General features: G+C 71.2%; 20 protein-coding genes. 7 read left to right on the forward strand and 13 right to left on the reverse strand.

Annotated features, from left to right (window positions below; all coding sequences use genetic code 11):
* Nucleotides 1–394: 394 nt before the first annotated feature.
* The 3 genes from ACIPYQ_RS40165 to thyX all read right to left on the reverse strand — a co-directional run bounded on the left by ACIPYQ_RS40165 (nucleotide 395) and on the right by thyX (nucleotide 4,072).
* Nucleotides 395–2,080 (reverse strand): ribonuclease J, encoded by a 1,686-nt coding sequence (locus ACIPYQ_RS40165; protein WP_361766126.1) that lies wholly within the window; start codon nucleotides 2,078–2,080, stop codon nucleotides 395–397.
* Nucleotides 2,081–2,202: 122 nt separating this feature from the next.
* On the reverse strand, nucleotides 2,203–3,102 hold the full coding sequence (gene dapA / locus ACIPYQ_RS40170) for a 4-hydroxy-tetrahydrodipicolinate synthase (RefSeq protein ID WP_401259552.1): 900 nt from the start codon (nucleotides 3,100–3,102) through the stop codon (nucleotides 2,203–2,205).
* A gap of 229 nt (nucleotides 3,103–3,331) precedes the next feature.
* Entirely contained in the window at nucleotides 3,332–4,072 is a 741-nt protein-coding gene (gene thyX, locus ACIPYQ_RS40175; RefSeq protein WP_361766132.1) for an FAD-dependent thymidylate synthase, read from the reverse strand.
* 213 nt (nucleotides 4,073–4,285) lie between these two features.
* Between thyX and ACIPYQ_RS40180 the strand changes: the two genes are divergently transcribed.
* Nucleotides 4,286–4,525 carry a hypothetical protein gene (locus ACIPYQ_RS40180; RefSeq protein WP_327416746.1) on the forward strand — a complete coding sequence of 80 codons (240 nt, stop codon included), beginning with the start codon at nucleotides 4,286–4,288 and terminating at the stop codon, nucleotides 4,523–4,525.
* A gap of 48 nt (nucleotides 4,526–4,573) precedes the next feature.
* Nucleotides 4,574–5,137, forward strand: a complete 564-nt coding sequence (locus ACIPYQ_RS40185; protein ID WP_401259554.1) for a hypothetical protein — start codon at nucleotides 4,574–4,576, stop codon at nucleotides 5,135–5,137.
* Nucleotides 5,138–5,172: 35 nt separating this feature from the next.
* Here the strand turns inward: ACIPYQ_RS40185 and ACIPYQ_RS40190 are convergent, their stop codons facing one another.
* The 6 genes from ACIPYQ_RS40190 to eccD form a co-directional block, all read right to left on the reverse strand.
* Nucleotides 5,173–5,625 carry a hypothetical protein gene (locus tag ACIPYQ_RS40190; protein WP_319726327.1) on the reverse strand — a complete coding sequence of 151 codons (453 nt, stop codon included), beginning with the start codon at nucleotides 5,623–5,625 and terminating at the stop codon, nucleotides 5,173–5,175.
* A 16-nt stretch (nucleotides 5,626–5,641) separates the two neighbouring features.
* A complete protein-coding gene (gene dapB, locus ACIPYQ_RS40195; RefSeq protein WP_401259556.1) occupies nucleotides 5,642–6,394 on the reverse strand; it encodes a 4-hydroxy-tetrahydrodipicolinate reductase in 753 nt (250 codons plus the stop codon).
* A gap of 25 nt (nucleotides 6,395–6,419) precedes the next feature.
* Entirely contained in the window at nucleotides 6,420–7,799 is a 1,380-nt protein-coding gene (locus tag ACIPYQ_RS40200; protein ID WP_361766143.1) for a pitrilysin family protein, read from the reverse strand.
* Complete coding sequence (locus tag ACIPYQ_RS40205) at nucleotides 7,796–10,018, reverse strand: polyribonucleotide nucleotidyltransferase (RefSeq protein WP_319726368.1); 2,223 nt, start codon at nucleotides 10,016–10,018, stop codon at nucleotides 7,796–7,798. Before ACIPYQ_RS40205 ends, ACIPYQ_RS40200 begins: the two co-directional genes overlap by 4 nt.
* A 306-nt stretch (nucleotides 10,019–10,324) precedes the next feature.
* On the reverse strand, nucleotides 10,325–10,612 hold the full coding sequence (gene rpsO / locus ACIPYQ_RS40210; RefSeq protein WP_030011220.1) for a 30S ribosomal protein S15: 288 nt from the start codon (nucleotides 10,610–10,612) through the stop codon (nucleotides 10,325–10,327).
* A 183-nt stretch (nucleotides 10,613–10,795) separates the two neighbouring features.
* Nucleotides 10,796–12,316: a type VII secretion integral membrane protein EccD gene (eccD, locus tag ACIPYQ_RS40215; RefSeq protein ID WP_401259559.1), complete on the reverse strand. Its 1,521-nt coding sequence runs from the start codon at nucleotides 12,314–12,316 to the stop codon at nucleotides 10,796–10,798.
* 196 nt (nucleotides 12,317–12,512) lie between these two features.
* Between eccD and eccCa the strand changes: the two genes are divergently transcribed.
* Entirely contained in the window at nucleotides 12,513–16,469 is a 3,957-nt protein-coding gene (gene eccCa / locus ACIPYQ_RS40220) for a type VII secretion protein EccCa (protein WP_401259561.1), read from the forward strand.
* Nucleotides 16,470–16,599: 130 nt separating this feature from the next.
* Nucleotides 16,600–16,845, forward strand: coding sequence for a DUF397 domain-containing protein (locus ACIPYQ_RS40225; protein ID WP_030708695.1), 246 nt, complete (start codon nucleotides 16,600–16,602; stop codon nucleotides 16,843–16,845).
* Nucleotides 16,846–16,927: 82 nt separating this feature from the next.
* Here the strand turns inward: ACIPYQ_RS40225 and ACIPYQ_RS40230 are convergent, their stop codons facing one another.
* The 4 genes from ACIPYQ_RS40230 to eccB all read right to left on the reverse strand — a co-directional run bounded on the left by ACIPYQ_RS40230 (nucleotide 16,928) and on the right by eccB (nucleotide 20,691).
* On the reverse strand, nucleotides 16,928–17,236 hold the full coding sequence (locus ACIPYQ_RS40230; RefSeq protein ID WP_401259563.1) for a WXG100 family type VII secretion target: 309 nt from the start codon (nucleotides 17,234–17,236) through the stop codon (nucleotides 16,928–16,930).
* A gap of 45 nt (nucleotides 17,237–17,281) precedes the next feature.
* The gene (locus ACIPYQ_RS40235; RefSeq protein ID WP_401259565.1) at nucleotides 17,282–17,623 is read right to left on the reverse strand and encodes a WXG100 family type VII secretion target; all 342 of its coding nucleotides are present in this window, start codon (nucleotides 17,621–17,623) and stop codon (nucleotides 17,282–17,284) included.
* 216 nt (nucleotides 17,624–17,839) lie between these two features.
* Entirely contained in the window at nucleotides 17,840–19,096 is a 1,257-nt protein-coding gene (mycP, locus tag ACIPYQ_RS40240; protein ID WP_401259567.1) for a type VII secretion-associated serine protease mycosin, read from the reverse strand.
* An 11-nt stretch (nucleotides 19,097–19,107) separates the two neighbouring features.
* Entirely contained in the window at nucleotides 19,108–20,691 is a 1,584-nt protein-coding gene (gene eccB / locus ACIPYQ_RS40245; protein WP_401259569.1) for a type VII secretion protein EccB, read from the reverse strand.
* A gap of 284 nt (nucleotides 20,692–20,975) precedes the next feature.
* Between eccB and eccE the strand changes: the two genes are divergently transcribed.
* The 3 genes from eccE to ACIPYQ_RS40260 all read left to right on the forward strand — a co-directional run bounded on the left by eccE (nucleotide 20,976) and on the right by ACIPYQ_RS40260 (nucleotide 25,997).
* The gene (eccE, locus tag ACIPYQ_RS40250) at nucleotides 20,976–22,256 is read left to right on the forward strand and encodes a type VII secretion protein EccE (protein WP_401259571.1); all 1,281 of its coding nucleotides are present in this window, start codon (nucleotides 20,976–20,978) and stop codon (nucleotides 22,254–22,256) included.
* Nucleotides 22,253–22,951: a hypothetical protein gene (locus ACIPYQ_RS40255; protein WP_401259573.1), complete on the forward strand. Its 699-nt coding sequence runs from the start codon at nucleotides 22,253–22,255 to the stop codon at nucleotides 22,949–22,951. The genes eccE and ACIPYQ_RS40255 overlap by 4 nt, the downstream gene beginning before the upstream one ends.
* A 106-nt stretch (nucleotides 22,952–23,057) precedes the next feature.
* On the forward strand, nucleotides 23,058–25,997 hold the full coding sequence (locus tag ACIPYQ_RS40260) for an SCO5717 family growth-regulating ATPase (protein WP_401259575.1): 2,940 nt from the start codon (nucleotides 23,058–23,060) through the stop codon (nucleotides 25,995–25,997).
* Nucleotides 25,998–26,009 lie beyond the last annotated feature (12 nt).

A 26,009-nucleotide genomic window follows, 5' to 3' on the forward strand; every position in this document is an offset into this window, starting at 1 on the left:
TCCTTTGTACTCACCCTCTCGGGCTTTCCTCCGGGCTTTCGTTCTGTTCTTGCGTTTCCGACTCTATCAGACTCTTTCGGGCCCGACTTCCTCGGCGCTTTCCAGTTCCTGCGCTTTCGCGCTTTCCCTTTCCGGCGATTCCGACTCTATCAGATTCTTTCCGGGCCGTTTCCGGCTGGATTCGAATTCAGATGGCCTTCGGAGGGCCTTTCCCTTTCGGGCGGATCAGACTTTATCAGGTCTCCCTGGTCTGGATTCACACCCGCTCGCGCGAACCGTCCGGACACACGTGTGTGCCCGGATGCCGTGCGAGGTGGAGACGTAAACGTACTGGAGCGGGGCCCCCGGATGCAAATCCGGTTGCCCCGCTCCCGTTCGGCCGTTAGGGCGAGGCTCAGACCTCGACGACGACCGGGAGGATCATCGGGCGGCGGCGGTAGCCGTCCGAGACCCACTTGCCCATCGTGCGGCGGATCAGCTGCTGGATCTGGTGCGGCTCGGCGACGCCGTCGGCCGCGGCGCGGGCGATGGCCTCCTCGATCTTCGGGATGACCGAGGAGAAGGCCGAGTCGTCGATGCCGGAGCCGCGGGCCTGGATGTTCGGGCCGCTGACGACCTTGCCCGTGCTGCTGTCCACCACGACGTAGACCGAGATGATGCCCTCGTCGCCGAGGATCTTGCGGTCCTTGAGGTGGACTTCCGTGACGTCGCCGACCGAGAGGCCGTCCACGTACACGTAGCCGGCCTGGACCTTTCCGGAGATCCGGGCCTTGCCGTCGATAAGGTCGACCACCACGCCGTCCTCGGCGATGACGATGCGGTCCTTCGGGACGCCCGTCATGGCACCGAGCTCGGCGTTGGCGCGCAGGTGGCGCCATTCGCCGTGGACCGGCATCAGGTTCCGCGGCTTGCAGATGTTGTAGAAGTACAGCAGCTCGCCGGCCGAGGCGTGGCCCGAGACGTGCACCTTGGCGTTGCCCTTGTGCACGACGTTGGCGCCCCAGCGGGTCAGGCCGTTGATCACGCGGTAGACCGCGTTCTCGTTGCCCGGGATCAGGGACGACGCCAGGATCACGGTGTCGCCGGGGACGATCCGGATCTGGTGGTCGCGGTTGGCCATGCGGGACAGGGCCGCCATCGGCTCGCCCTGCGAACCCGTGCAGACCAGGACGACCTCGTGGGCCGGCAGGTCGTCGAGGGTCTTGACGTCCACGACGAGACCGGCCGGGACCTTCAGGTAGCCCAGGTCGCGGGCGATGCCCATGTTGCGGACCATCGAGCGGCCCACGAAGGCGACCCGGCGGCCGTACTCGTGCGCGGCGTCGAGGATCTGCTGGATCCGGTGCACGTGGCTGGCGAAGCTGGCCACGATGATCCGGTTGTGGGCGTTCGCGAACACCGTGCGCAGGACGTTGGAGATCTCGCGCTCGGGCGGGACGAAGCCCGGGACCTCGGCGTTCGTCGAGTCCGAGAGGAGGAGGTCGATGCCCTCTTCGCTCAGACGCGCGAAGGCGTGCAGGTCGGTGAGGCGCTTGTCCAGCGGGAGCTGGTCCATCTTGAAGTCGCCGGTGGCGACGACCAGGCCCGCGGGGGTCCGGATCGCGACGGCCAGGGCGTCGGGGATGGAGTGGTTGACCGCGATGAACTCGCAGTCGAAGGGACCCAGGCTCTCGCGCTCGCCTTCCTTCACCTCGAGGGTGTAGGGGCGGATGCGGTGCTCCTGGAGCTTCGCCTCGATGAGGGCCAGCGTCAGCTTGGAGCCGATCAGCGGGATGTCCGGCTTCTCCCGGAGGAGGTAGGGGACGGCGCCGATGTGGTCCTCGTGACCGTGCGTGAGCACGATGCCCTCGATGTCGTCGAGGCGGTCCCGGATGGACGTGAAGTCCGGCAGGATCAGGTCGATGCCCGGCTGCTCCTCCTCGGGGAAGAGGACGCCGCAGTCGACGATCAGCAGGCGACCGTCGAACTCGAAGACGGTCATGTTGCGGCCGATCTCGCCGAGACCACCCAGGGGGGTGACCCTGAGGCCGCCCTTGGGCAGCTTCGGCGGCGGACCGAGTTCCGGATGCGGATGGCTCAAAAGTGTCTCCTCACCACGCACGCCACGTACCCGGAAGGCACGTGGCGCGCATGTCATTCGTGCACTTGCTGTTGTCTGTTCTGTATTTGTTCGTCGTGCTTATTCAGTTGTGAAGTCTGTTGTCAGAGCTGTACCCCGCCGGCGGCAAGATCGATCTTGAGCTGCGCCGTCTCTTCGGCGGTCAGTTCGATCAGCGGGAGCCGGAGCGGGCCCGCGGGCAGGCCCTGCAGGTTCAGCGCGCCCTTGGTGGTGATCACGCCCTGGGTGCGGAACATGCCGGTGAAGACCGGGAGCAGCTTCTGGTGGATCTCGGCGGCCTTCTGGACGTCTCCGCCCAGGTGGGCCTCCAGCATGGCGCGCAGCTCTGGGGTGACCACGTGGCCGACCACGGAGACGAAGCCGACCGCGCCGACCGACAGGAGCGGCAGGTTCAGCATGTCGTCGCCCGAGTACCAGGCCAGGCCGCTCTGTGCGATGGCCCAGCTGGCGCGGCCGAGGTCGCCCTTGGCGTCCTTGTTGGCAACGATACGGGGGTGCTCGGCCAGCCGGACGAGAGTTTCCGTCTCGATCGGGACACCGCTGCGGCCGGGGATGTCGTAGAGCATGACCGGCAGCTCGGTGGCGTCCGCGATGGCCGAGAAGTGCCGGTAGAGGCCCTCCTGCGGCGGCTTGCTGTAGTACGGGGTGACGGCGAGCAGGCCGTGGGCGCCGGTGCGCTCGGCCTGGCGGGCCAGCTCCAGGGTGTGGCGGGTGTCGTTGGTACCGATGCCGGCGACCACGTGGGCGCGGTCTCCGACGGCTTCGAGCACGGCTCGTACGAGGTCGTTTTTCTCCGCGTCGGTGGTGGTCGGCGACTCACCGGTGGTGCCGTTGATGATCAGGCCGTCGTTGCCTGCGTCCACCAGGTGGACGGCGAGCTGCTGCGCGCCGTCGAGGTCGAGTGCGCCATCCGCCGTAAACGGCGTGATCATGGCGGTGAGGACCCGCCCGAAGGGGGTCTGCGGAGTCGAGATCGGAGCCATGGGTAACACGCTACTCGCTGCCATGCTCGCAGTGTCCCCTCGGGGGACGTCAACGGGGTGTGCCGCCCGGCGGCGGCCGGGGGGAGGTGTTGGACGCCGGCACTGCCTGCTCGGGGGTTCAAGCAGTGCCGGGTCCGTTTGATCAGCCTAGATGAAGTTTACGAAACGTCGCAATACGGACACTTCGGACTTGACGCAGCACATCTGTACGCCGCTGGAGCAACGGGCCTTACGGGGCAACGCGGCCGTTGCCGTTGTAGGCCGCGTACGTGAGCGGCATGAGCTTCGCCCAGTGCTGCTCCATCTTCTGGCCGACCATCTCGATCTCCCGCTGCGGGAAGGAGGGCACGGCCGCGAGCTCGTGCTGGGTGCGCAGGCCGAGGAAGTGCATGAGCGAGCGCGCGTTGCAGGTGGCGTACATCGAGGAGAAAAGACCGACTGGCAGGACCGAACGGGCAACCTCCCGGGCCACGCCCGCGGCGAGCATCTCCTGGTAGGCCTCGTAGGCCCGCACGTAGGAGTCCTCCATGACGCGGCCGGTGAGCTCCTGCTGCGCCCGGGTGCCCTCGACGAAGACGTACTTGCCCGGGCGGCCCTCCTGGACGAGCTTGCGCTCGGCGTCCGGAACGTAGAAGACCGGCTCCAGCTCCCTGTAGCGGCCCGATTCCTCGTTGTACGACCAGCCCACGCGGTGGCGCATGAACTCCCGGAAGACGAAGATCGGGGCGCTGATGAAGAAGGTCATCGAGTTGTGCTCGAAGGGGCTGCCGTGGCGGTCGCGCATCAGGTAGTTGATCAGGCCCTTGGAACGCTCCGGGTCCTTCTGCAGCTCCTCCAGGGACTGCTCGCCGGCCGTGGAGACGCGCGCGGCCCACAGCACGTCGGAGTCGGCGGCGGAGTGCTTCACCAGCTCCACCGTCACGTCACTGCGGAAGCTGGGTTTCAGATCTGAAGCGGCGGTCTCGCTCACCGGGGGTCCTTCCAAACGTGCGTTCCTGGGGCGCGCCCACTCTACGGCGCCCCTCACGGGTCCTCGCGCAATCGCACGCTCACGGCGGACCCCTCACAGCTGACGCACAGCCATGAAATCTGGTGAATGTCCCGAAATCCGGCACCGATTGACCGGCTCGTTCGTCCTACAGGGCAGAACCCCCACCCCACCATCCCGAGGAGATTCGCTCTGATGTTCCTCCGGCGCGAAGCCGTCCCGTTCGCTTTCGTCTCCGAGGCCGACCGTTTCCGAAGCAACGTCACTCCGCCGCCGCGCGAGCGTCTGAGCCGGACCCAGATGGCCGCCCGTAGTCTGGTCGGACTGACCGTGGTTGCGGGGCTCGCCGGCTCACTGCTCTTCGGCATGCCCGCGCTGCAGCCGAACAAGGCGCCGGAGAAGTCGCAGCAGTCGGAGGCGTCCGAGGGGCGGTAGCCTCACGGGCACAGTCCAACCGAACGTGCATGTGAGTGAGGTCCAGCCGTGCCCCTGCCCTTCCTGACGGCCGACGGCGCATCCGATGCGGATGACGACGACGAGGTCCTGGCCCATGCCGACCACGACCGCTGGCGCCGCCCCTACCGGCCCGGCCCCTGGCGCGTGGCCATCGCCGCGCTGCTGCTCCTGCTGTCCGCCTTCATGCTGCTGGCCACGATGATCATCGCCTTCGCGGGTGCGTGGGGCGGGGCCTGCGTCTGCCTGGCGGCCGCCCTCGCGGTCGTCGGGTCGGCGGTGCAGACGCTGCGCGCGGGCGTGTGGGTGAGCCGTACGGGACTGCGCCACGTGGGGTTCTTCGTGACCCGCACGGTCAAGTGGAGCGAGATCGCCGAGGTCCGTACGGTGCAGCAGCCGGTGCGCTGGCTCGGCCTGCCGAGGACCGTACAGGGGCAGGCGCTGACGATGTCCCGGTGCGACGGCGCGGAGCCGGCCGTGCCGGTGCTGCTGACCGACCACAACGCCGATTTCCTGTCGCGGGCCGAGGCCTTCGACCGGGCGGCCGACACCGTGGGTGCCTGGGTCGACGAGTACCGGCCCGTGCCCGCCTGATCCGCCGCCGCGCGCCCGGGAAGCCCGTACAGGGATCAGACCTGTACGGGCTTCTTGTCGTGCAGGGCGATGGCCCGCTGCATGGCCTTGCGCGCCCGCGGGGTGTCCCGGGCGTCGTGGTAGGCGACCGCGAGCCGGAACCAGCTGCGCCAGTCCCCCGGCGCGTCCTCGGTCTCGGCCTTGCGGCGCGCGAAGACCTCGTCGGCGGAGTCCCGCAGGATCCGCCCGTACGCGTCCCGCTCCAGCTCGTCGACGGGCAGTCCGCCCTCGGCCTCCAGCTCGGTCGCGAGGTGGTTGGCCCTGGTGACGAACTGCGTGTTCTTCCAGAGGAACCAGACGCCGATGACCGGCAGGATCAGCACGGCCACACCGAAGGTGACGGTGAGCCAGGTGCCGTGCTGGATCAGCATCAGGCCCCGGCTGCCGACCAGGACGAAGTAGACGACCAGGACGGCGGCCGTGAGGAAGTACGTGATCTTCGCGCGCATCGTGAAATCAGTCCGGTCAGCCCAGGTCGAGGAAGTGTTCCAGGCCGAACGTGAGGCCCGGGGTCTGCGTCACGCGGCGCACGCCGAGCAGGATGCCCGGCATGAAGCTGCTGTGGTGCAGGGAGTCGTGACGGATGGTCAGGGTCTCGCCCTCGCCGCCGAGGAGCACCTCCTGGTGGGCCAGCAGTCCGCGCAGGCGGACGGCGTGCACCGGGACGCCGTCGACGTCCGCGCCACGGGCCCCGTCGAGGGCCGTGGCGGTGGCGTCGGGCTGCGCGCCGAGGCCGGCCTCGGCGCGGGCGGCCGCGATGAGCTGCGCCGTACGGGTCGCCGTACCGGAGGGGGCGTCGACCTTGTTCGGGTGGTGCAGCTCGACGACCTCGACGGACTCGAAGTAGCGGGCGGCCTGGGCGGCGAACTTCATGGTGAGGACGGCGCCGATGGAGAAGTTCGGGGCGATGAGCACACCGGTCTCCGGGGAGCCGGCGAGCCAGGTGTTCAGCTGGGCGAGGCGGTCCTCGGTCCAGCCGGTGGTGCCGACCACTCCGTGGATGCCGTGGCGGATGAGGAAGTCCAGGTTCCCCATCACCGAGGCCGGGGTGGTCAGCTCGACCGCGACCTGGGCGCCGGCCTCGGCCAGCGTCTCCAGCTTGTCGCCGCGGCCGAGGGCTGCCACCAGCTCCATGTCGTCGGCGGCCTCGACCGCCTTGACGGCCTCGGCGCCGATGCGGCCCTTGGCGCCGAGGACTGCCACGCGCAGCTTGCTCATATTGCTTCCTTACTCACGTACGGAACTAGGCGACCGCTTCGTCGAGACGGGCGGCCTGCTTCTCCTTCAGCGGGCCGATCACCGCGAGCGAGGGCCGCTGGGCCAGTACATCCTGCGCGACCGAGCGGACGTCGTCCGGGGTCACCGCGGCGATCCGGGCCAGCATGTCGTCGACCGACATCTGGTCGCCCCAGCACAGCTCGCTCTTGCCGATGCGGTTCATGATCGCGCCGGTGTCCTCCAGGCCGAGGACGGTGGAGCCGGACAGCTGGCCGATGGCCCGCTTGATCTCGTCGTCCGCGAGGCCCTCCGTCGCGACCTTGTCGAGCTCGTCGCGGCAGATCCGGAGCACGTCGTGGACCTGGTTGGGCCGGCAGCCCGCGTACACGCCGAAGAGGCCGGTGTCGGCGAAGGCCGAGGTGTACGAGTACACGCTGTAGGCGAGGCCCCGCTTCTCCCGGACCTCCTGGAAGAGCCGGGAGGACATGCCGCCGCCGAGGGCGGTGTTCAGCACGCCCAGCGCCCAGCGGCGCTCGTCGGTGCGGGCGATGCCGGGCATGCCGAGGACCACGTGGGCCTGCTCGGTCTTGCGGTTCACCAGCTCGACGCGGCCGGCGGTGCGGATGCGCTTGGCCCCGCCGCGCGGGCCGATCGGCTCGGCGTCGGTGCGGCCGAGCGCGCCGGCCTTCTCGAAGGCGGCGCGGACCTGGCGGACGACCTTGTTGTGGTCGACGTTGCCGGCGGCGGCCACCACGAGGTGGGTCGGGTCGTAGTGCTTCTTGTAGAAGCGGCGGATCCGGTCGGCGCCGAGGGCGTTGATCGTGTCGACGGTGCCGAGGACGGGGCGGCCCAGGGGGGTGTCCCCGTACATGGTCTGCGCGAACAGGTCGTGGACCATGTCGCCCGGGTCGTCCTCGGTCATCGCGATCTCTTCGAGGATGACTCCGCGCTCGGCGTCGACGTCCTCCTCGCGGATCAGCGAGCCGGTGAGCATGTCGCAGACCACGTCGATGGCGAGCGGCAGGTCGGTGTCGAGCACCCGGGCGTAGTAGCAGGTGTACTCCTTCGCCGTGAAGGCGTTCATCTCGCCGCCGACCGCGTCGATCGCGGAGGAGATGTCGAGGGCGCTGCGCTGGTGCGTGCCCTTGAAGAGGAGGTGCTCCAGGTAGTGCGTGGCGCCGTTGAGCGTGGGCGTCTCGTCACGGGAGCCGACGTGCGCCCAGATGCCGAAGGTGGCGGAGCGGACGGAGGGCAGCGTCTCGGTGACGATGCGCAGTCCGCCGGGCAGGACCGTGCGCCGGACGGTGCCGATGCCGTTCTGGCCCTTGAGGAGGGTTTGGGTACGGGCGACGGCCCGCCCCTCCGAAGAGGGGCGGGCCGTCACACGGGAACTACGCGACATCACTTGTCGGAGTCGTCCTTGTCAGCGTCGTCGCCGGCGGCCTCGCCGTCGATCACGGGGATCAGGGAGAGCTTGCCGCGCTGGTCGATCTCGGCGATCTCCACCTGGACCTTGGTGCCGACCGCGAGCACGTCCTCGACGTTCTCCACGCGCTTGCCACCGGCGAGCTTGCGGATCTGCGAGATGTGCAGCAGGCCGTCCTTGCCGGGCATGAGGGAGACGAAGGCACCGAAGGTGGTGGTCTTGACGACCGTACCCAGGTAGCGCTCGCCGACCTCCGGCATGGTCGGGTTGGCGATCGAGTTGATCGTGGCGCGGGCGGCCTCGGCGGCCGGGCCGTCGGCGGCACCGATGTAGATGGTGCCGTCGTCCTCGATCGTGATCTCGGCGCCGGTGTCCTCCTGGATCTGGTTGATCATCTTGCCCTTGGGGCCGATGACCTCACCGATCTTGTCCACCGGGATCTTGACGGTGATGATCCGCGGGGCGAACGGGGACATCGCGTCCGGCGTGTCGATCGCTTCCATCATCACGTCGAGGATGTGGAGGCGGGCGTCGCGGGCCTGCTTGAGGGCGGCGGCCAGGACGGAGGCCGGGATGCCGTCGAGCTTGGTGTCCAGCTGGAGCGCGGTGACGAACTCCTTGGTGCCGGCGACCTTGAAGTCCATGTCGCCGAAGGCGTCCTCCGCACCGAGGATGTCGGTGAGGGCGACGTAGTGGGTCTTGCCGTCGATCTCCTGGGAGATCAGGCCCATGGCGATACCGGCGACGGGGGCCTTGAGGGGCACACCGGCGTTCAGCAGCGACATGGTGGAGGCGCAGACCGAGCCCATGGACGTCGAACCGTTGGAGCCGAGGGCCTCGGACACCTGACGGATCGCGTAGGGGAACTCCTCGCGGGTCGGGAGGACCGGCACGATCGCGCGCTCGGCGAGCGCGCCGTGGCCGATCTCGCGGCGCTTCGGCGAACCGACGCGGCCGGTCTCACCGACGGAGTACGGCGGGAAGTTGTAGTTGTGCATGTAGCGCTTGCGGGTCACCGGGGAGAGGGTGTCCAGCTGCTGCTCCATGCGGAGCATGTTGAGGGTGGTGACGCCCAGGATCTGGGTCTCGCCACGCTCGAACAGCGCCGAGCCGTGCACGCGCGGGATGGCCTCGACCTCGGCGGCGAGGGTACGGATGTCCGTGAGCCCGCGGCCGTCGATGCGGACCTTGTCCTTGATGACGCGCTCGCGCACCAGGGCCTTGGTCAGGCTGCGGTAGGCGGCGGAGATCTCCTTCTCGCGGCCCTCGAAGGCCGGGAGGAGCTTCTCGGCGGCGATCTCCTTGACGCGGTCCAGCTCTGCCTCGCGGTCCTGCTTGCCCGCGATGGTCAGCGCCTGGGAGAGGTCACCCTTGACGGCGGCCGCGAGGGCCTCGTACACGTCGTCCTGGTAGTCCAGGAAGACCGGGAACTCACCCTCGGGCTTCGCGGCCTTGGCGGCCAGGTCGGCCTGGGCCTTGCAGAGGACCTTGATGAAGGGCTTCGCGGCGTCGAGGCCGGAGGCCACGATCTCCTCGGTCGGCGCCTGGGCGCCGCCCTTGACGAGGGCGATGGTCTTCTCGGTGGCCTCGGCCTCGACCATCATGATCGCGACGTCGCCGTCCTCCAGGACGCGGCCCGCGACGACCATGTCGAAGACGGCGTCCTCGAGCTCGGTGTGCGTCGGGAAGGCGACCCACTGGCCGCGGATCAGCGCGACGCGGACGCCGCCGATCGGGCCGGAGAAGGGCAGGCCGGCCAGCTGGGTCGACGCGGAGGCGGCGTTGATCGCCACGACGTCGTACAGGTGGTCGGGGTTGAGCGCCATGATCGTCGCGACGACCTGGATCTCGTTGCGCAGGCCCTTCTTGAAGGACGGGCGCAGCGGGCGGTCGATCAGGCGGCAGGTGAGGATCGCGTCCTCGGAGGGCCGGCCCTCACGACGGAAGAAGGAGCCGGGGATCTTGCCGGCCGCGTACTGCCGCTCCTCGACGTCCACCGTCAGGGGGAAGAAGTCGAGCTGGTCCTTGGGCTTCTTCGACGCGGTGGTGGCGGACAGCACCATCGTGTCGTCGTCCAGGTAGGCAACGGCGGAGCCGGCGGCCTGGCGGGCCAGACGGCCCGTCTCGAAGCGGATGGTGCGGGTGCCGAAGGAACCGTTGTCAATGACGGCCTCGGCGTAGTGGGTCTCGTTCTCCACTAGCGTTTTCTCCATTTTCGTCGTCTCCGTCCGCCGCCCGTGTGGCGGTGGACGGTTGCGGAGAAGCGCTCCTGGCGTGCGGGCCGGTCTTCGATCGAAGCATCCGGTTCGTTGCCCCCCCTGGGGCATTCCGGGTGCCACTACCGAGGACCGGCGGCGTGGGAGGGCGCTCCTCCTCTTCAGTTGTGCGCGTCTTCCTCAGACGCGCACGTGCGTCCGTTCCAGACTACAAAGGGTCCGGTCCGGTGCGCACGTACAGCAAAGGGAGCGGCCCCCTGATGTGGGAACCGCTCCCTTCACGGCGTGTTACTTGGCGCCGGCCGCACCGCGGCGGATGCCGAGGCGCTCGACCAGCGTACGGAAGCGCTGGATGTCCTTCTTGGCCAGGTACTGCAGCAGGCGGCGACGCTGGCCGACCAGGATCAGCAGACCACGACGGGAGTGGTGGTCGTGCTTGTGCGTCTTGAGGTGCTCGGTCAGGTCCGAGATGCGGCGGGAGAGCATCGCAACCTGGACCTCGGGGGAGCCGGTGTCGCCCTCCTTGGCACCGAACTCGGTGATGATCTGCTTCTTCGTAGCGGCGTCGAGCGGCACGCGTACTCCTCGTTTTAGGTCTTCGTTGCCACCGAGTGCCCCAGGTCTGAGTCTCTGGGGAGCTTCCGTTACTCGGGAGGCGGGGTCCGCTGAGCGCAGTCCACAGACCCTTGGGAGAGGATCCGGGGGACGCGTACACAAACGGCCGTCACACAGCGTACCAGGCTGCCGGGACGCGACGTCTCAGCTGGTGAGAGCGCGGGCCCGGGAGTAAACGTCCAGCACGGCCAGGGTCAGGGGGACCAGGCTGAGCAGGACCGCCGCCTCGGTGAGGTCGAGCAGCCTTCCCCAGAAGGGTGACAGGCCCTTGCTCGGGATGACAAGCGCAATTCCCGCGAGGAGGGCCGCGCCGGCCGCGACGGCGGCGGTCAGCCAGATCGTACGGAGGTCCAGACCGCTGCTGTCCTGCTCCAGGACCAGGGCCTCGACCAGGTCGACCGGCGGGTGCAGCGCCATGCCCAGGATCAGCAGGGCGATGGCGGCGAGACCGGCGGCCAGGGCGCACACCACCTGGGAGGTGTAGCGGAAGAGGCGGGCCCGCAGCAGCATGGCGAGGCCGGTGGCGAGGGCCAGCAGGCGGCCCCAGGTGTTGTCGGAGAAGCCGAGGACGGCGGCGGAGGCGACGGCGACGGCGGCGCAGCCGCCGACCAGGCCGAGGAGCATCTCGTGGCCGCGGCGGGCCTGGGCGGCGATCGCCTCGGCGTCGAGCGGGGTGCCGGCCGCCTCGGGCTGGTCGGAGCCGGACTGGTCACCGTACGGCTCTGTCTCGTAGCGGTCCGGGGTCGCCGCGTAGTCGGTGTACTCATCCGTGGCGCTCTGCGGTGCGGCGTAGCCGATCGGCAGCCGGGCGAAGCGGGCGGAGAGGCCGGGGAGGAAGGCGACGAGCCCGATGGCGACGGGGGCGCAGACGGCGGCGGTGTAGGTCGCGGACGCCTCGGTGACGATGGCGGTGAAGGTGGCGAGGGTTCCGGTGGCGGCGACGAAGGTGGCCGCGACGAAGGGGGCGTCGCCACTGGGAGTGAGCGCGACCAGTGCGACGGAGGCGACCAGGACGCAGACGCAGCCGAGCAGGAACTGGAGCCGGCCGGGGCCCTCGCCGACGGCCGGGGCGATGATCCCGGAGCCGGCGATCAGCAGGTGCGGGAGGGCGCCGAGGCCGAGCGCCACTGCGGAGAGGCGGTCGCGGTAGACGCGGGCCCGGACGCCGGCCACGGCGGTGAGCAGGACGCCGACGGCCCCGGCGATGATCCCGGGCAGGCCGTGCATGTCGTGGCGGACCGGGTCGGCGTACCAGAGGACGAAGCCGAGCATGACGAGCAGCACGGCGGCGCCGGCCAGGCCCGCGCCGCGCAGCATGTCGTCGCTCCAGCGGTGCCGGTCGCGGACGACGGCGGAGGCGACGGCGTCGGAGACGTCGTCGAACACCGCGGGCGGCAGGGACTCGGCGAAGGGGCGCAGGCTGAGCACCTCGCCGTCGAGGACCTGCTGCGCTGCGAGGGTGCGGGCGCCGTCGAGGACGGTGCCGGAGCGGCGTACGAGGTGGAAGCCGGTCGGGGCACCCACGGGCTGGGTCTGGCCGGTGAGGCGCAGCAGCTCGGGATAGACGTCGGCGACGGCGATGTCCTCGGGGAGGGCAACGTCGATCCGGCTGTCGGGAGCCACGACGGTGACCCTGCAGAAGCCCGTCGTTGCGGCCGTACTCACCTGTGAGACTCCCCTGGTTGGTGCCCGCACCGGCGGACGATTCGCGGATGCGCATGATGCGCGCGCCACCCTACCGGGCGCCTGGCCCTACTGTCGGCAAGTAGGATCACCGTCGCGTGGGGGAACCCCCTTCGCGCCCGGGACTTGGGGGCGCCGGTTACGACGTCCCGTCCGTTTTCGAGGGATTGATTCTCCGGTGAGCCAGATCGTCGTCAAACGCCCGCCGCGGTCCCTGCCGCCCGAGGTTCCCTCGGACGAGCTGCGGCTGGAAGCTCCGCCCGAACTTCCGCGCGGGCAGCAGGAGGGCATGCTGATGCAGCTCCTGCCGATGCTCGGCATGGGCTCTTCCGTCGTCTTCTTCTTCATGCCGGGCGCGGCACCGTTCATGCGCATCATGGGTGTGCTGATGCTCGTTTCGACCGTCGCCATGGTCGTCGCCCAGCTGGTGCGCCACCGGCGCGGTACGCAGGGGCAAATGGCCGACGTCCGCCGGGATTACCTCAAGTACCTTGCGCAGACGCGCCGTCAGGTACGCAGGACCGCGCGGGCGCAGCGCGACGCGCAGCTCTATCTGCACCCGGCGCCGGAGCAGTTGTGGTCGGTGGTGGCGGAGGGTTCGCGGCTCTGGGAGCGGCGGGTCGGCGACCCGGACTTCGGGCAGGCCCGGCTCGGGCTGGGCGCGCAGCGGCTGGCGACCCCGCTGGTGGCGCCGGAGACGGCGCCGGTGGACGAGCTGGAGCCGCTGACCGCGGGTGCGATGCAGCGCTTCCTGAAGGTGCACTCCTCGCTGGACGGGCTACCGGTGGCGCTGTCGATCCGGGCGTTCTACCACGTGACGGTTTCCGGGGAGCCGGACTCGGCGCGCAGTACGGCGCGGGCGATGGTCGCGCAGCTGGCGACCCTGCACTCCCCCGAGGACCTGGTGGTGGCCGTGGTGGCCGCGCCGGGTGCGCTGCCCTCCTGGGACTGGACGAAGTGGCTGCCGCACACGCAGGTCCCGGGTCAGGTCGACGGGGCGGGTACGAAGCGGCTGTTCGGCGACGACCTCGCCGAGCTGGAGGGGCTGCTGGGGAACAGGCTGGAGGGCCGGCCCCGGTTCAGTCGGGACGTTTCCCCGGTCTTGGACCAGCCGCACCTGGTGGTCGTGCTGGACGGCGGCATGGTGCCGCCGGACTCGGTGTTCGCGGCGGCCGAGGGGCTGCAGGGCGTCACCATCGTCGAGGTGGTCGCGGGCGAGCTGGACGAGCCGCGCGGCGGGCTGTCGGTCGTGGTGCGGCCGGGCCGGCTGCGCCTGGAGTCGGGCGGCGGGGTCGCGTACGAGGGCGTCCCGGACACGCTGTCGCTGCCCGCGGCGGAGGCGCTGGCCCGGCAGCTGGCGCCGATGCGCACGGGCGGCGGGGACGACGACGAGCCGCTGCTCGCCAACCTGGACTTCACGGACCTGCTGAACCTGGGCGACGCGGCAGCGGTGGACGTGGCGCGGACCTGGCGGCCGAGGTCGGCCGGTGAGCGGCTGCGCGTGCCGATCGGTGTCGGCGAGGGCGGCGCCCCCGTCATGCTGGACCTGAAGGAGGCGGCGCAGGAGGGCATGGGCCCGCACGGTCTGTGCGTGGGCGCGACCGGTTCCGGCAAGTCGGAGCTGCTGCGCACGCTGGTGCTGGGTCTGGCGGTCACGCACACCTCGGAGACGCTGAACTTCGTGCTCGCCGACTTCAAGGGCGGTGCGACCTTCACCGGCATGGGGCAGATGCCGCACGTGGCGGCCGTCATCACCAACCTGGCGGACGACCTCACGCTCGTGGACCGCATGGGCGACTCGATCCGCGGTGAGCTGCAGCGCCGTCAGGAGCTGCTGCGTTCGGCGGGCAATTACGCCAACATCCACGACTACGAGAAGGCCCGCGCGGCGGGCGCCCCGCTGGAGCCGCTGGCCTCGCTGGTGCTGGTCATCGACGAGTTCAGCGAGCTGCTGACGGCGAAGCCGGACTTCATCGACATGTTCATCCAGATCGGCCGCATCGGCCGGTCGCTGGGCGTGCACCTGCTGCTGGCCTCGCAGCGGCTGGAGGAGGGCAAGCTGCGCGGTCTGGACACGTACCTGTCGTACCGGATCGGTCTGCGGACCTTCTCGGCGGCGGAGTCTCGGACGGCGATCGGCGTGCCGGACGCCTACCACCTGCCGTCGGTGCCCGGTTCGGGCTACCTGAAGTTCGGTACGGACGAGATGACCCGCTTCAAGGCGGCGTACGTGTCGGGCACCTACCGCTCGGGCGGGCCGGACCTGTCGGTGGGGCTGTTCCCGGTGGAGCGGCGTCCCGCGCTGTTCACGGCGACCCCGGTGCCGGTGGTGTACGCGGCTCCGGACCCGGCGTACCTGGCGGCGCAGACGCCGCGGGAGGACGACGCGCTCGCGGACACGGTGCTCGACGTGATCGTGAGCCGGCTGGAGGGTCAGGGCGTGCCGGCGCACCAGGTGTGGCTGCCGCCGCTCGACCAGGCTCCGCCGCTGGACCAGTTGCTGCCGGCGCTGGCGCCGAGCGCGGAGCGCGGGCTGCACGCGGACGGGTACACGCGCCCCGGCGGGCTCGTGGTGCCGCTCGGCCTCATCGACAAGCCCTTCGAGCAGCGGCGCGAGGTCCTGTACCGGGACTTCTCGGGTGCGGCGGGCCACATGATGGTCGTCGGCGGTCCGCAGTCGGGCAAGTCGACGCTGATGCGGACGCTGATCTCCTCCTTCGCGCTCACCCACACCCCGCGCGAAGTGCAGTTCTACGGACTGGACTTCGGTGGTGGCAGCCTGTCGGCGGTGGCCGAGCTGCCGCACGTGGGCGGGATCGCCTCGCGTCTGGACCCGGAGCGGGTACGGCGTACGGTCGCGGAGGTGGGTGGCATCCTCAACCGCCGCGAGGAGTTCTTCCGCGCGAACAACATCGACTCGATCGGCACCTACCGGCGGCGCCGGGCGGCGGGCGACATGCCCGGTGAGCCGTGGGGCGACGTGTTCCTGATCGTCGACGGCTGGGGCAACTTCAAGGGCGAGTACGAGGCCCTGGAGCAGATCGTCACGGACATCGCGTCCCGCGGTCTGGGCTACGGCATCCACGTGGTGATCACGGCGGCGCGCTACATGGAGGTGCGGGCCGCGCTCAAGGACCAGATGCTCAGCCGGCTGGAGCTGCGGCTCGGCGACACGATGGACTCCGAGTTCGACCGGAAGGTCGCGGCGAACGTCCCGCCCGGGATGCCGGGCCGCGGGCAGGTGGCGGAGAAGCTGCACTTCCTGGGCGCGCTCCCGCGGATCGACGGCTCGCACGAGGCCGGGGACCTGTCCGAGGCCACGACGGCGTTCGTGGAGGCGGTGAAGCAGAACTGGTCGGGCCCGGCGGCTCCCGGCGTACGGCTGCTGCCGCGGCTGCTCCACTCGGACCAGCTGCCCAAGGGCGGGGAGTTCCCCGGCCGCGGGATCGCGATCGGCATCGACGAGAGCGACCTGGAGCCGGTCTTCGTCGACTTCGAGTCCGACCCCTTCCTCCTCGTGTTCGGCGAGAGCGAGTCGGGGAAGACGAACCTGCTGCGGCTCATCGCCAAGCAGATCGCCGAACGCTACACGCCGGACCAGGCGCGGCTGGTCGTGGGCGACTACCGGCGGAGCCTGCTCGGGGCGCTGCCGGAGGAGCACCTGCTGGAGTACGCGCCGATGGCGAGCTCCCTGCAGATGCACATGGAGGCGCTGGGCGGGGTGTTCTCGCGCCGGCAGCCGCCGACCGACGTCACCCCGCAGCAGCTGCGCGACCGGAGCTGGTGGACCGGCCCGGACGTGTACATCGTGATCGACGACTTCGACCTGGTGGCCACCAGTCAGGGCAATCCGCTGGCGCCGCTGGTGGAGTTCCTGCCGTTCGCACGGGACACGGGCGTCCGCTTCATCATCGCCCGCAACTCGGCGGGTGCCTCGCGTTCGATGTACGAGCCGTTCATGCAGCGCATCAAGGAGCTGGGCGCGCAGGGCATCGTCCTGTCCGGCGACCCGTCCGAGGGCGACCTCGTCGGCACCGTGCGGCCGCGTCCGATGCCGCCGGGCCGGGCGTACTTCGCCTCGCGCAGGCGGGGGACGTCGCTGGTGCAGCTCGGGCGGATGCCGGGCCAGATGTGATCGCCTTCCCGGTGGCCGGACACCTGTCAGGGGCCGGCGACCGGGAAGGATCGGGTGGAAACCTCTCCCGGTCGGCGGCGCAGCACCGATAATCGGCGGTGAACACGCGCCACCGAGGGAGAGGCCACCCATGGGCACTCAGCAGGAGAAGGACGAGCTGTACGCGCTCGACATCAGCGGCGTGGAGTGGGAGGGGCCGCCCGGGACCAGCCCGGACGAGGAGCGGGTCGAGATCGCCCGGCTTCCCGAGGGGGCGGTGGCCATGCGGTCCTCTCTGGACCGGGACACGGTGCTGCGCTACACGGCCGCCGAGTGGGAGGCCTTCGTACTGGGGGCCAGGGACGGCGAGTTCGACCTCGACCGGCACCGTCCCTGAGAGGACCGCAGGACAACGCCGAAGGGGCGCGCCCGGTGTGGGCGCGCCCCTTCGGCGTGTGCGGACCTGTCGGCGACCGGGCTCAGAAGGCCTCGGTGAACAGGCTCGACGCCCGCTTGTCGGTGGCGCGGTAGTCGTCCTTGCCGCGCTCGATGAGCTGGGCGACGTTCTCCAGCATGTCCTTCATGTGGTCGGCCTTGTCACGGTACTTCTTCTGGAGATCGACGTACTGGCCGTGCGCCTCGCCGTCCCAGGTGTCCGTGACGACCGTCACTGCCCGCTCCATCGCGTCCAGGTCCTCGATGATGTGCCTCGAGACCTGGCGGAGGCGGTTGGCCATCTGCTGGACGCTGTCATACCGGACCTTGGTGTGGCCGTCGTCGGCAGCCATGTGCTTCTCCTTCTCGCTGAGCGGGTTACCTGAAAACGACGTGGGTCAGAGGTTGTTGAGGCCCGAGGTGCTTGCACCGTAGGCCTTGATCCCCTGCCTGAACGCCGCTTGCACCTCGTCGTCCTGGGCGTTGGTCAGGTTCTTGGTCTGGGACACCGCGTTGTGCAGGACGCGGAGCAGACGACGGATATCGTCGTGGTCACGGTTCAGCAGCACCTGGGCTCGCTTGAACCCGTCGGCACCGACACCGGTCCAGCCGGCACTCACGGTTTCAAGGATGTCGGCCATCTCGCGGGCCTGCCTGGAGACGGCATCGGCCGTCTCTTCGATCTTGGTCTTCGCCTTGACGACCGGAGTGTCTGCAAGTCCGAAAGTGTTCGTGCTCATACGAAGCTCCTTACTTCTCAATTCGCCGGCGGAACCGGCGGATTGCGTGGCGGAGCGGACACCGCCCCGGCGCGGTTGTGAGCCACGCGCCCTCGGGCGTCCCCCTCCGCTCCACGCGATTCCCCGATCACACTCGTGAAGCCTGGTGTCACTCTAGCCAGTTCAGCGACCAGCCCCAACACAGGTGGGCCGCTTCGGTTGACGAGCTGTGACCGTTCACTGCAAACGGCGTCGGCGTCCGCGTGCGTCCCGGATGACCGTCGCGGTACCCGCGATGACGGCGATCAGGACGGCGCCGATGCCGAGAGCGTACGTCCCGAACCTCTCCGCACGCTCCTGGGCCGTCTCGGTGAGCTGCAGCGCCGCCGCCTCGGGGGCCGTCGCCGGGGGCGGGCCGGGGTCCGGGACGGGGGCCCTGGGGGCCTCCTGGTCGTGGCTGAGCGCGCGCACCGGGTCGACGATGCCCCAACCGACGTAGTCGTCGTGGCCGTTGACCGAACGTTCGGCGGTGTTCTGGATCTGCCAGACGATCTGCTCGGCGGACCAGTCCCCGTGCTCGGCGCGCAGCAGGGCGGCGACCCCGGCGACGTACGGGGCGGAGAAGCTGGTGCCGTTGTCGATGCACTGCCCGAAGCCCGGGACGGTGGACACCATGTCGACGCCGGGCGCCGCCACCCCGATGAAGTCGCCGGGCTGGGAGAACGGGGCGCGCTCGTTGTTGCGGTCCGAGGCGCCGACGGCGAGCACTCCGGGGAAGGCCGCCGGGTAGGTCTTGCGCTTCTCGCCGCTCATGCCGTCGTTGCCGGCCGAGGCCACGACCACGACGTTGGCGGCGAGGGCCTTCTGGACCGACTTGGCGAGCTCGGAGTCCGCGGTCAGCTGTGCGTCGGTGTCCTGGGAGATGTTGATCACTTGGGCGCCCTTGGACACCGCATGGTCGATCGCCTGGCTCAGCGACAGGGCGTTGCCCTTGCCCTGCCCGTCGTTCTGCCGGATCGGGATGATCGTGGCGTCCGGGGCCAGGCCGACGAAACCGGTGCCCTGCTGGGGGCGGGCCGCGATCAGCCCGGCGACCTTCGTGCCGTGGCCGATGGTGTCGCTCGTGCCGTCGCCGCCCTTGGGGTCGACGAAGTCCTTGCCGGCGCCCGTGTCGAGGGCGCCGCTGAGCTGCGGGTTCACCCGGTCCACACCGGTGTCGATGACGGCGACGCGGACGCCGGCGCCGTTCTTGTCCTTGCCCTTGGTCTGCGCCCAGAGCTCGTCGAGCAGCAGCCGCTGCAGGGCCCAGGGGCGGTCCTCGATCTGCTTCTTCATGGGGAAGGTGCACTCCCCCGCGCCGTCGGGGCGCAGGGCGTACGGGGCGTGCGGCGCGGGCGTTTCGGCCGCGGCGGCCGCGCCCGCGCCACCGGTGACCAGGGTGAGGGCGAAGGCGGCGGCGAGGAGCCCGGGCCGGGGCTTCTGGGACTGGGGCATCGGCGGCTTCCTCACGAACCCTGGGGCTGACGGGCGGAGTTGGTGTCCAGGCGCGGGCCCTTGGAGAGGAACTCCGACCAGGCGATGGGCACCATGGCCGGGGTGATGCCCCCGTAGCCGAGGCGGAGCTGCGCCTGGCTGGCCTCGGGGCGGCCGTCGGCGGTGCCGCTCTTCGCCTGGTCGGGCGCGCCGATCTTCGACTTCTCGGCGTCGCTGTCCCCGTTGGCCTGGACGGCGTACCGCAGGCCGGTGTCGGTGACCAGGAAGAGGGAGCCGCCGGCCGTGGTCTGCTTGCCCTGGACCTGCGTGTAGAGCAGCCCCGAGCCCGGGGTGACGTAGGCGCTGGTGCCGCTGGCGGTGATGTCGATGGGGAAGCCGGTGCCCGCCCAGGTGCTCAGGGTCTGGTTGCCCTGGCCGTCGACCGAGCGCAGGACGTTGCAGACGGTGTCGCGGTTGTTGGAGCCGCTGCCCGTCTGGGTGCCGGCGGCCGGCGCCGTCTGGTTGATCCGGTCGGTCTTCTCCTGCGGCCACTTGACGTCGCCGGCGAAGGGGGCGGCGTCCGGGCTGAGCGACTGGAGGTCGACCTCGCGGGCCTTGCCGTGCATGTTGAGGCCGTCGGTCGCGGGCGCCGAGATCAGCAGCCAGGCCACGAAGTCGGAGACCGGTGCGACCTTCCCCGGCAGCACCACGTAGTGCTGCGCGCCGGAGCCGGTCTGGGCCTTGAGCACCATGCCGACCTTGTTGTCGGCGGTGGTCAGGCCCTTCACGTCGGCGTTGGCGCCGGCCTTGCCGGGGAGCGGCGGGAAGGCCAGGTCGTCGCCGGAGTTGAGGGTCCCCAGCCATTCCGGGGTGACCTGCTGCGGGGTGGCGCCGGTGCCGACCAGGGCGTTGGTCATGGTCCCGGCGGCGGGCGTGCCCTCCGGGAACTTGTACTTCGTCCCGGTCCGGTCGACCAGGTAGCGCTCCTTGCCCGGACCGGTGCCCTGCACGTACAGCGACTGGGTCTCGGTGAGCCTGCGGGCGTCGTCCGTCTTGGCCGCCTCGCGGTCGGCGAGGACGAAGGTGGCGGTCTGCACGCCGCGGCCGTTGCCGCCCGGCTGCTGACAGACGGCCCAGCGCTTGGCCTTGCCGGCGTCCTCCTTGGAGGGGAGCCGGTCGGGGGCGTACTGGATGCCGATGATGGGCCCGCGCGGCGGCTTGCCCCCGTCGAGGACCTTGTCCTCGACGGTGATGACCTTGAACTTCTGCGGATCCAGCAGGAGTCGGGCGGAGGCGAGGTTCAGCACCGGGTGCAGCCGGGTCTGGTCCTTGCCGTTGACCTTCGTGGTCAGGACCACGTACCGGGTCGTCGAGTCCTTGCCGACGATGACCCTGGTCCCGGGCTCCGCCCAGCCCTTGGGGGCGGTCGGCTTGAACATGCCCCAGGCGCCGAATCCGGCGAGCACGAGCGCGCCGACGATCAGGCTCGGCAGGACCGCGCGCAGCGGGCGCGGCGCGCCCTCCTCGGTCCCCGTGGCGGAGGGCTGGAGGAACGCGGCCACCGTGCGCCGCTTCGCAAACGTGTACGCGTTGAGCTCATCGCGTCGTGATGCCATGACCGCCTGTTTCTCCCCGCACGGCCCGGCCGGTGAGTACGGTCCCAGGGCCTCGATTGTCGGACCGGGCACCTACTATGCCTCTTGACGGACGGTATGCACGGGCCGGGTAGGGTGAGGCAGCCGCTCAGCGCCTCCCGCACCGGGGTAATCAGGGTTTGTTGAGGTGGATCGGGGAGACTCCGGGGTCGTGCGGCAGTGACGCACAACGCCCGGACTCATGGGTTCTGACCCTGGGGGCACCACTCAGCGTGGCCGGGGGAGAGAGGGGAAGTGCGCGAGTGATGGCAACCGCGACGGAGCCGCAGACCGGCGCACCCGCGCCCGCACCCGCCCGCGGCGGGGTGACGCCGCAGCCGAAGTCGAGCCCTGGCCGCTTCGGTCCGTTCCGACTGCAACAGCTCGTACTGCTCCAAGTCGCGGCGGCCGCGCTGCTGGTGGCCTGGGTGGTCGAACCGATGCTGCTGGTCCCCGTCGGCGTGCTCGCGCTCGTGCTGGTGGTGCTCGCGGTCGTACGCCGCCACCAGCGCTCCCTGCCGGAGTGGATCGGCGGCGCGCTCGCACTGCGTTCGCGTCGCGGCCGGGCCGCCTCCTTCGTCGTGCCCACGGGCACCGAGCCCGGGCTGGCCCCGCTGGTCGAGGCCGATCCGGCGCTGCGCACGCTCACGTTCAGCGACCGCGAGCGGCGTCCGGTCGGGATGATCGGCGACGGGACCTTCCTGACCGCGGTCGTCCAGGTGGACACGGACGCCACCGCGCTGCGGCCCGACCGGGCGGCGCGTCCGCTGCCGCTCGGCCTCGTACGGGACATCCTCGAAGTGGACGGCATCCGGCTGGAGTCGGCGCAGCTGGTGCAGCACACCCAGCCGGCGCCGGCGCCGCACCTGCCGGCCCGGTCGATGGCCACCCTCAACTACGCGCCGCTGCAGGCCCGGACGGGAACTCCGGCGGTGCGCCTGACGTGGATCGCCCTCAAGCTCGACCCGGAGCTGTGCCCCGAGGCCGTCACCGCGCGCGGCGGCGGGCTGGCGGGGGCGCAGCGGTGCGTGGTGCGCGCGGCCGACCAGTTGGCGAGCCGGCTGGCCGGGGCCGGGTTCACGGCCACCGTGCTGACCGAGCAGGAGCTGACTGCGGCGCTGGCCACGTCCTCGTGCGCGAACCCGATGGCGATCACCCAGGCCGGGCGGTCGGCCAGTACCGGGCGGCGCACCGAGGAGACCCCGCGGACGTGGCGCTGCGACGACCGGCGGCACACGACGTACTGGATAGGCCGCTGGCCGCAGCTGGGCGGCTCGGGCGCGGCGGCGCTGCCGCAGTTCGTGGCGCTGCTGACCTCGCTGCCCGCGCTCGCCACGAACTTCAGCCTGACGGTGGCCCCGGCGGAGCGACAGGGCGTGACCCTGACCGGACACGTACGGGTGACCGGGCGCAGCGACGAGGAACTCGTCGCGGCGCGGCGGGAGTTGGAGCGGACGGCGCGGGGCGTGAAGGCCGGGCTGGTCCGGCTCGACCGTGAACAGGTGCCGGGGCTGCTGGCCTCGCTGCCGCTGGGAGGGGCGCGATGAGGGGCGGTTTCGGGCTGGTCGGCCCGCGGCGGGAACGGCACGTGGTGCCCTCGGCGGACCTGGACGCACTGGCGCTGCCCGTCGGGGACGACGGGGTCGTCATCGGCGTGGACGCCGAGGGCCGGTCCGCGGTGCTCGGCATCAACCGGCCGACTCCGTACGAGGTGACGCTGATCGGCGGCCTGTGGACGGCTCAGGTGCTGGCGCTGCGCGCGGCGGCCACGGGCGCGCGGGTGGCCGTGGAGACCGGGCGCAGCCAGGTGTGGTCCGGGCTGGCCCAGGCGGCGGGCGGCGGGCAGCCGTGCGTGACCCTGCACGAGGTGGGCCGGGTCCCGCCGCAGGGCGCCTCGGCGGGCAGCCCGGTGCTGGTGGTCCGCGACTGCGGGATGCGGCCGCCGCGCGGGCGCGTGGTGGCCGGGCCGTGGCAGTCGGTGCTGACCCTGCTGCCGTATCTCAGCCTGACGGCGCCGCGGTTGCTGCAGCAGTCGTCGCTGGTGGGCGTGCAGCGGGTGTCCCCGGACGAGGCGGAGCAGATCGGCCGTCTGATGCGGCTGCCCCGGCAGGCGGTGGCGTCCCTGCCGACGCTGGGCGACGGAGTGACGCTGTGGTGCACGCCACGGGACCGGCAGTTCGTGATGACCCAGGGGACGGAAACGGAGACGGGCCTGCTGGGCGGAGCCCGGCGCATCGACTGACCAAGGCCCCTGAGGGGGGCGGACAGTGATGTCGGGGCGCGATTAGGCTGGGTCCGGGCGCGGCGAGGTGGGCGCCGGACCAGTGTTCAACAGACCAGGAGGACCAGTGAGCGGCGATCGGAACGAGAGGCGCGGCGGGGCGTGGGACGTCCCGACGGACGATCAGTCCGACGCGGAGCCCGAGGTGACGGGCGAGTTCACCATCGACTACACCCCGCCGGCCTGGTACACGCAGGGTGCGGCCCCGGCCGCGCAGGTGCCGGGGCTCCCCGAGGGCAGCGGCTTCGAACCGCACCGCCCGCCGGACGTGGAGTCGCCCTCGACGATGCGGATCGCGCCGCCGGCCCAGCGGACCCCGTCCGACGGGGCGGGCCTGCCCGCCCCGTTCCCGGCAACCACGTCGGCCGAGTCGCCGTTCCCGGCCCCGATCCCGATCGAGGCGCCTGCTCCGGCTCAGGCCGCACCGCTGTACCCGGCTCCGGCTCCGTTCGAGGTGCCTGCTCCGGCTCCGGCTCCGGCACCGATCGAGGCTCTGGCTCCGGCCGAGGCCGCCCCTGCGCATCCGTTCCCGGCCCCGGCCCCGATCGAGGTGCCTGCACCGGCTCCGCTGTACACGGCTCCGGCCCTGGACCCGGCCTCGTTCGAGGCTCCGGCTCCGTTCGAGGTGCCTGCGCCGGCTCCGACCGAGGCCGCACCGCTGCACCCGGCTCCGGCCCCGGCTCCGTTCGAGGTGCCTGCGCCGGCTCCGACCGAGGCCGCACCGCTGTACCCGGCCCCGGCCCCGGCTCCGTTCGAGGTGCCTGCGCCGGCTCCGACCGAGGCTCCGGCTCCGGCCGACGCCCTCCCGGCCTACCCGGCTCCGGCAGCGCCCGAGGCACCTGCTCCGGCTCCGGCCGAGGCCGCACCCGCGTACCCGGCCCCGGCCCCGGCCCCGATCGAGGCACCTGCTCCGGTTCCGCCGTACACGGCTCCGGCCCTGGACCCGGCCCCGGTCGAGGCTCCGGCTCCGGCTCCGGCTCCGGCTCCGGCCGACGCCCTCCCCCCGTATCCGGCATCGGCACCGACCGAGGCACCGGCTCCGATCGAGGCACCTGCTCCGGCTCCGCTGTACACGGCTCCGGCCCTGGACCCGGCCTCGTTCGAGGCTCCGGCTCCGGCCGACGCCCTCCCGGCCTACCCGGCTCCGGCAGCCCTCGAGGCGCCTGTTCCGACTCCGGCCGACGCCACCCCGGCGTATCCGGCCTCGGCACCTGTCGAGAACGGGCTGCCCGTTCCCGACGCCCCTGCCCCCTTCGCGCCGCCGTTCGGCGCCTCCGACGAACCGGCTCCGTCGTACGCGGCTCCCACCCCGGGCCCGGCACCGATCGAGGCCCCGGCTCCGACTGACGCCCTCCCGGCGTACCCGGCCCCGGTCGAGGACGCTCGGCCCGCGCTCGACGCCCCGGCGCCGGTCGCCGACGAGCCGGTCCCCGCGGTGCAGGCTTCCTCCGGCGGCTGGGCCGGTCCGCAGGACACCCCCGCCGACGGGCTGCCCGCGCTGCCTCCCGCCGAGCAGGCGCCGGCACCGGCGCAGGCGCAGGCCGGCGGGGAGACCCCGTTCGGAGGACCCGGCGGTGAACTGCCCCTGCTGCCGCCCGCGTTCGCGACGCAGGACGCCCATCCGTTCCCGCCGTCGATCCCCGCCCCGCAGCAGCAGCCGCAGCCGCAGCAACAGCCCCAGCCGCAGTCGTACGACCCCCGTTCCGCCGGGCAGTGGCCCGTGGGACCGGGGCAGCAGCAACAGCCGCCGCAGCCCCAGCCGCACGACCCGCGCTACTCCGCCAGCCCGACCGGCGGCGGGGCGCCGCTCGGCTACACCGCCGCGGTCGAGCTGTCCTCCGACCGCCTGCTGCGCAACAAGCAGAAGCCCAAGAACAACAACAACAACGGCGCCGGCGGCCGCTTCCGCTTCGGCGGCAAGGCGGCCGAAGCGGAGCGCCAGCGCAAGCTGGAGCTGATCCGCACCCCGGTCATGTCCTGCTACCGCATCGCCGTCATCAGCCTCAAGGGCGGCGTCGGCAAGACCACGACCACCACCGCGCTCGGCGCCACCCTCGCCACCGAGCGCCAGGACAAGATCCTGGCCATCGACGCGAACCCCGACGCCGGTACCCTCGGCCGCCGCGTGCGCCGCGAGACCGGTGCCACCATCCGCGACCTGGTCCAGGCGATCCCGTACCTCAACTCGTACATGGACATCCGCCGGTTCACCTCGCAGGCGCCCTCCGGTCTGGAGATCATCGCCAACGACGTGGACCCGGCCGTCTCCACGACCTTCAACGACGAGGACTACCGGCGCGTCATCGACACGCTGGGCCGCCAGTACCCGATCATCCTCACCGACTCGGGCACCGGCCTCCTCTACTCCGCCATGCGCGGCGTCCTGGACCTGGCCGATCAGCTGATCATCATCTCGACGCCGTCCGTGGACGGCGCCAGCAGCGCCAGCACCACCCTCGACTGGCTCTCCGCGCACGGGTACGCGGACCTCGTCTCCCGCTCCCTCACCGTCATTTCAGGAGTCCGCGAGACGGCCAAGATGATCAAGATCGAAGACATCGTGCAGCACTTCGAGACCCGTTGCCGCGGTGTCGTCGTGGTGCCGTTCGACGAACACCTCGCGGCCGGCGCCGAGGTCGATCTCGACATGATGCGGCCCAAGACGCGCGAGGCGTACTTCAACCTCTCCGCGCTCGTGGCCGAGGACTTCCTGCGGGCCCAGCAGCAGGCCCCGCAGGGACACTGGGGAGCGCCCCAACAGCCCCAGCAGTCCCCGCAGTCCCAGCAGCCCTACCCCCAGCAGCAGCCGCCGCAGCCGCAGCCCCACCAGCAGCCGCAGCCGTACGGCCAGCCCCAGGGCCAGCCCCCGTACCAGCAGCCGCCGCAGCAGCCGCAGCCCTACGGCCAGCCCTACCCGCAGCCCGGCCAGCCCTGGCAGCAGCCCCCGGCCCCGCAGCAGCAGCCGCCGCAGCCCCAGCAGCCCCAGCGCGACCCGCGCCTCGGCTGACCGACGGCACGA

Source organism: Streptomyces sp. NPDC090045 (assembly GCF_044747975.1).
In the GTDB taxonomy this organism is placed as follows: Bacteria; Actinomycetota; Actinomycetes; order Streptomycetales; family Streptomycetaceae; genus Streptomyces.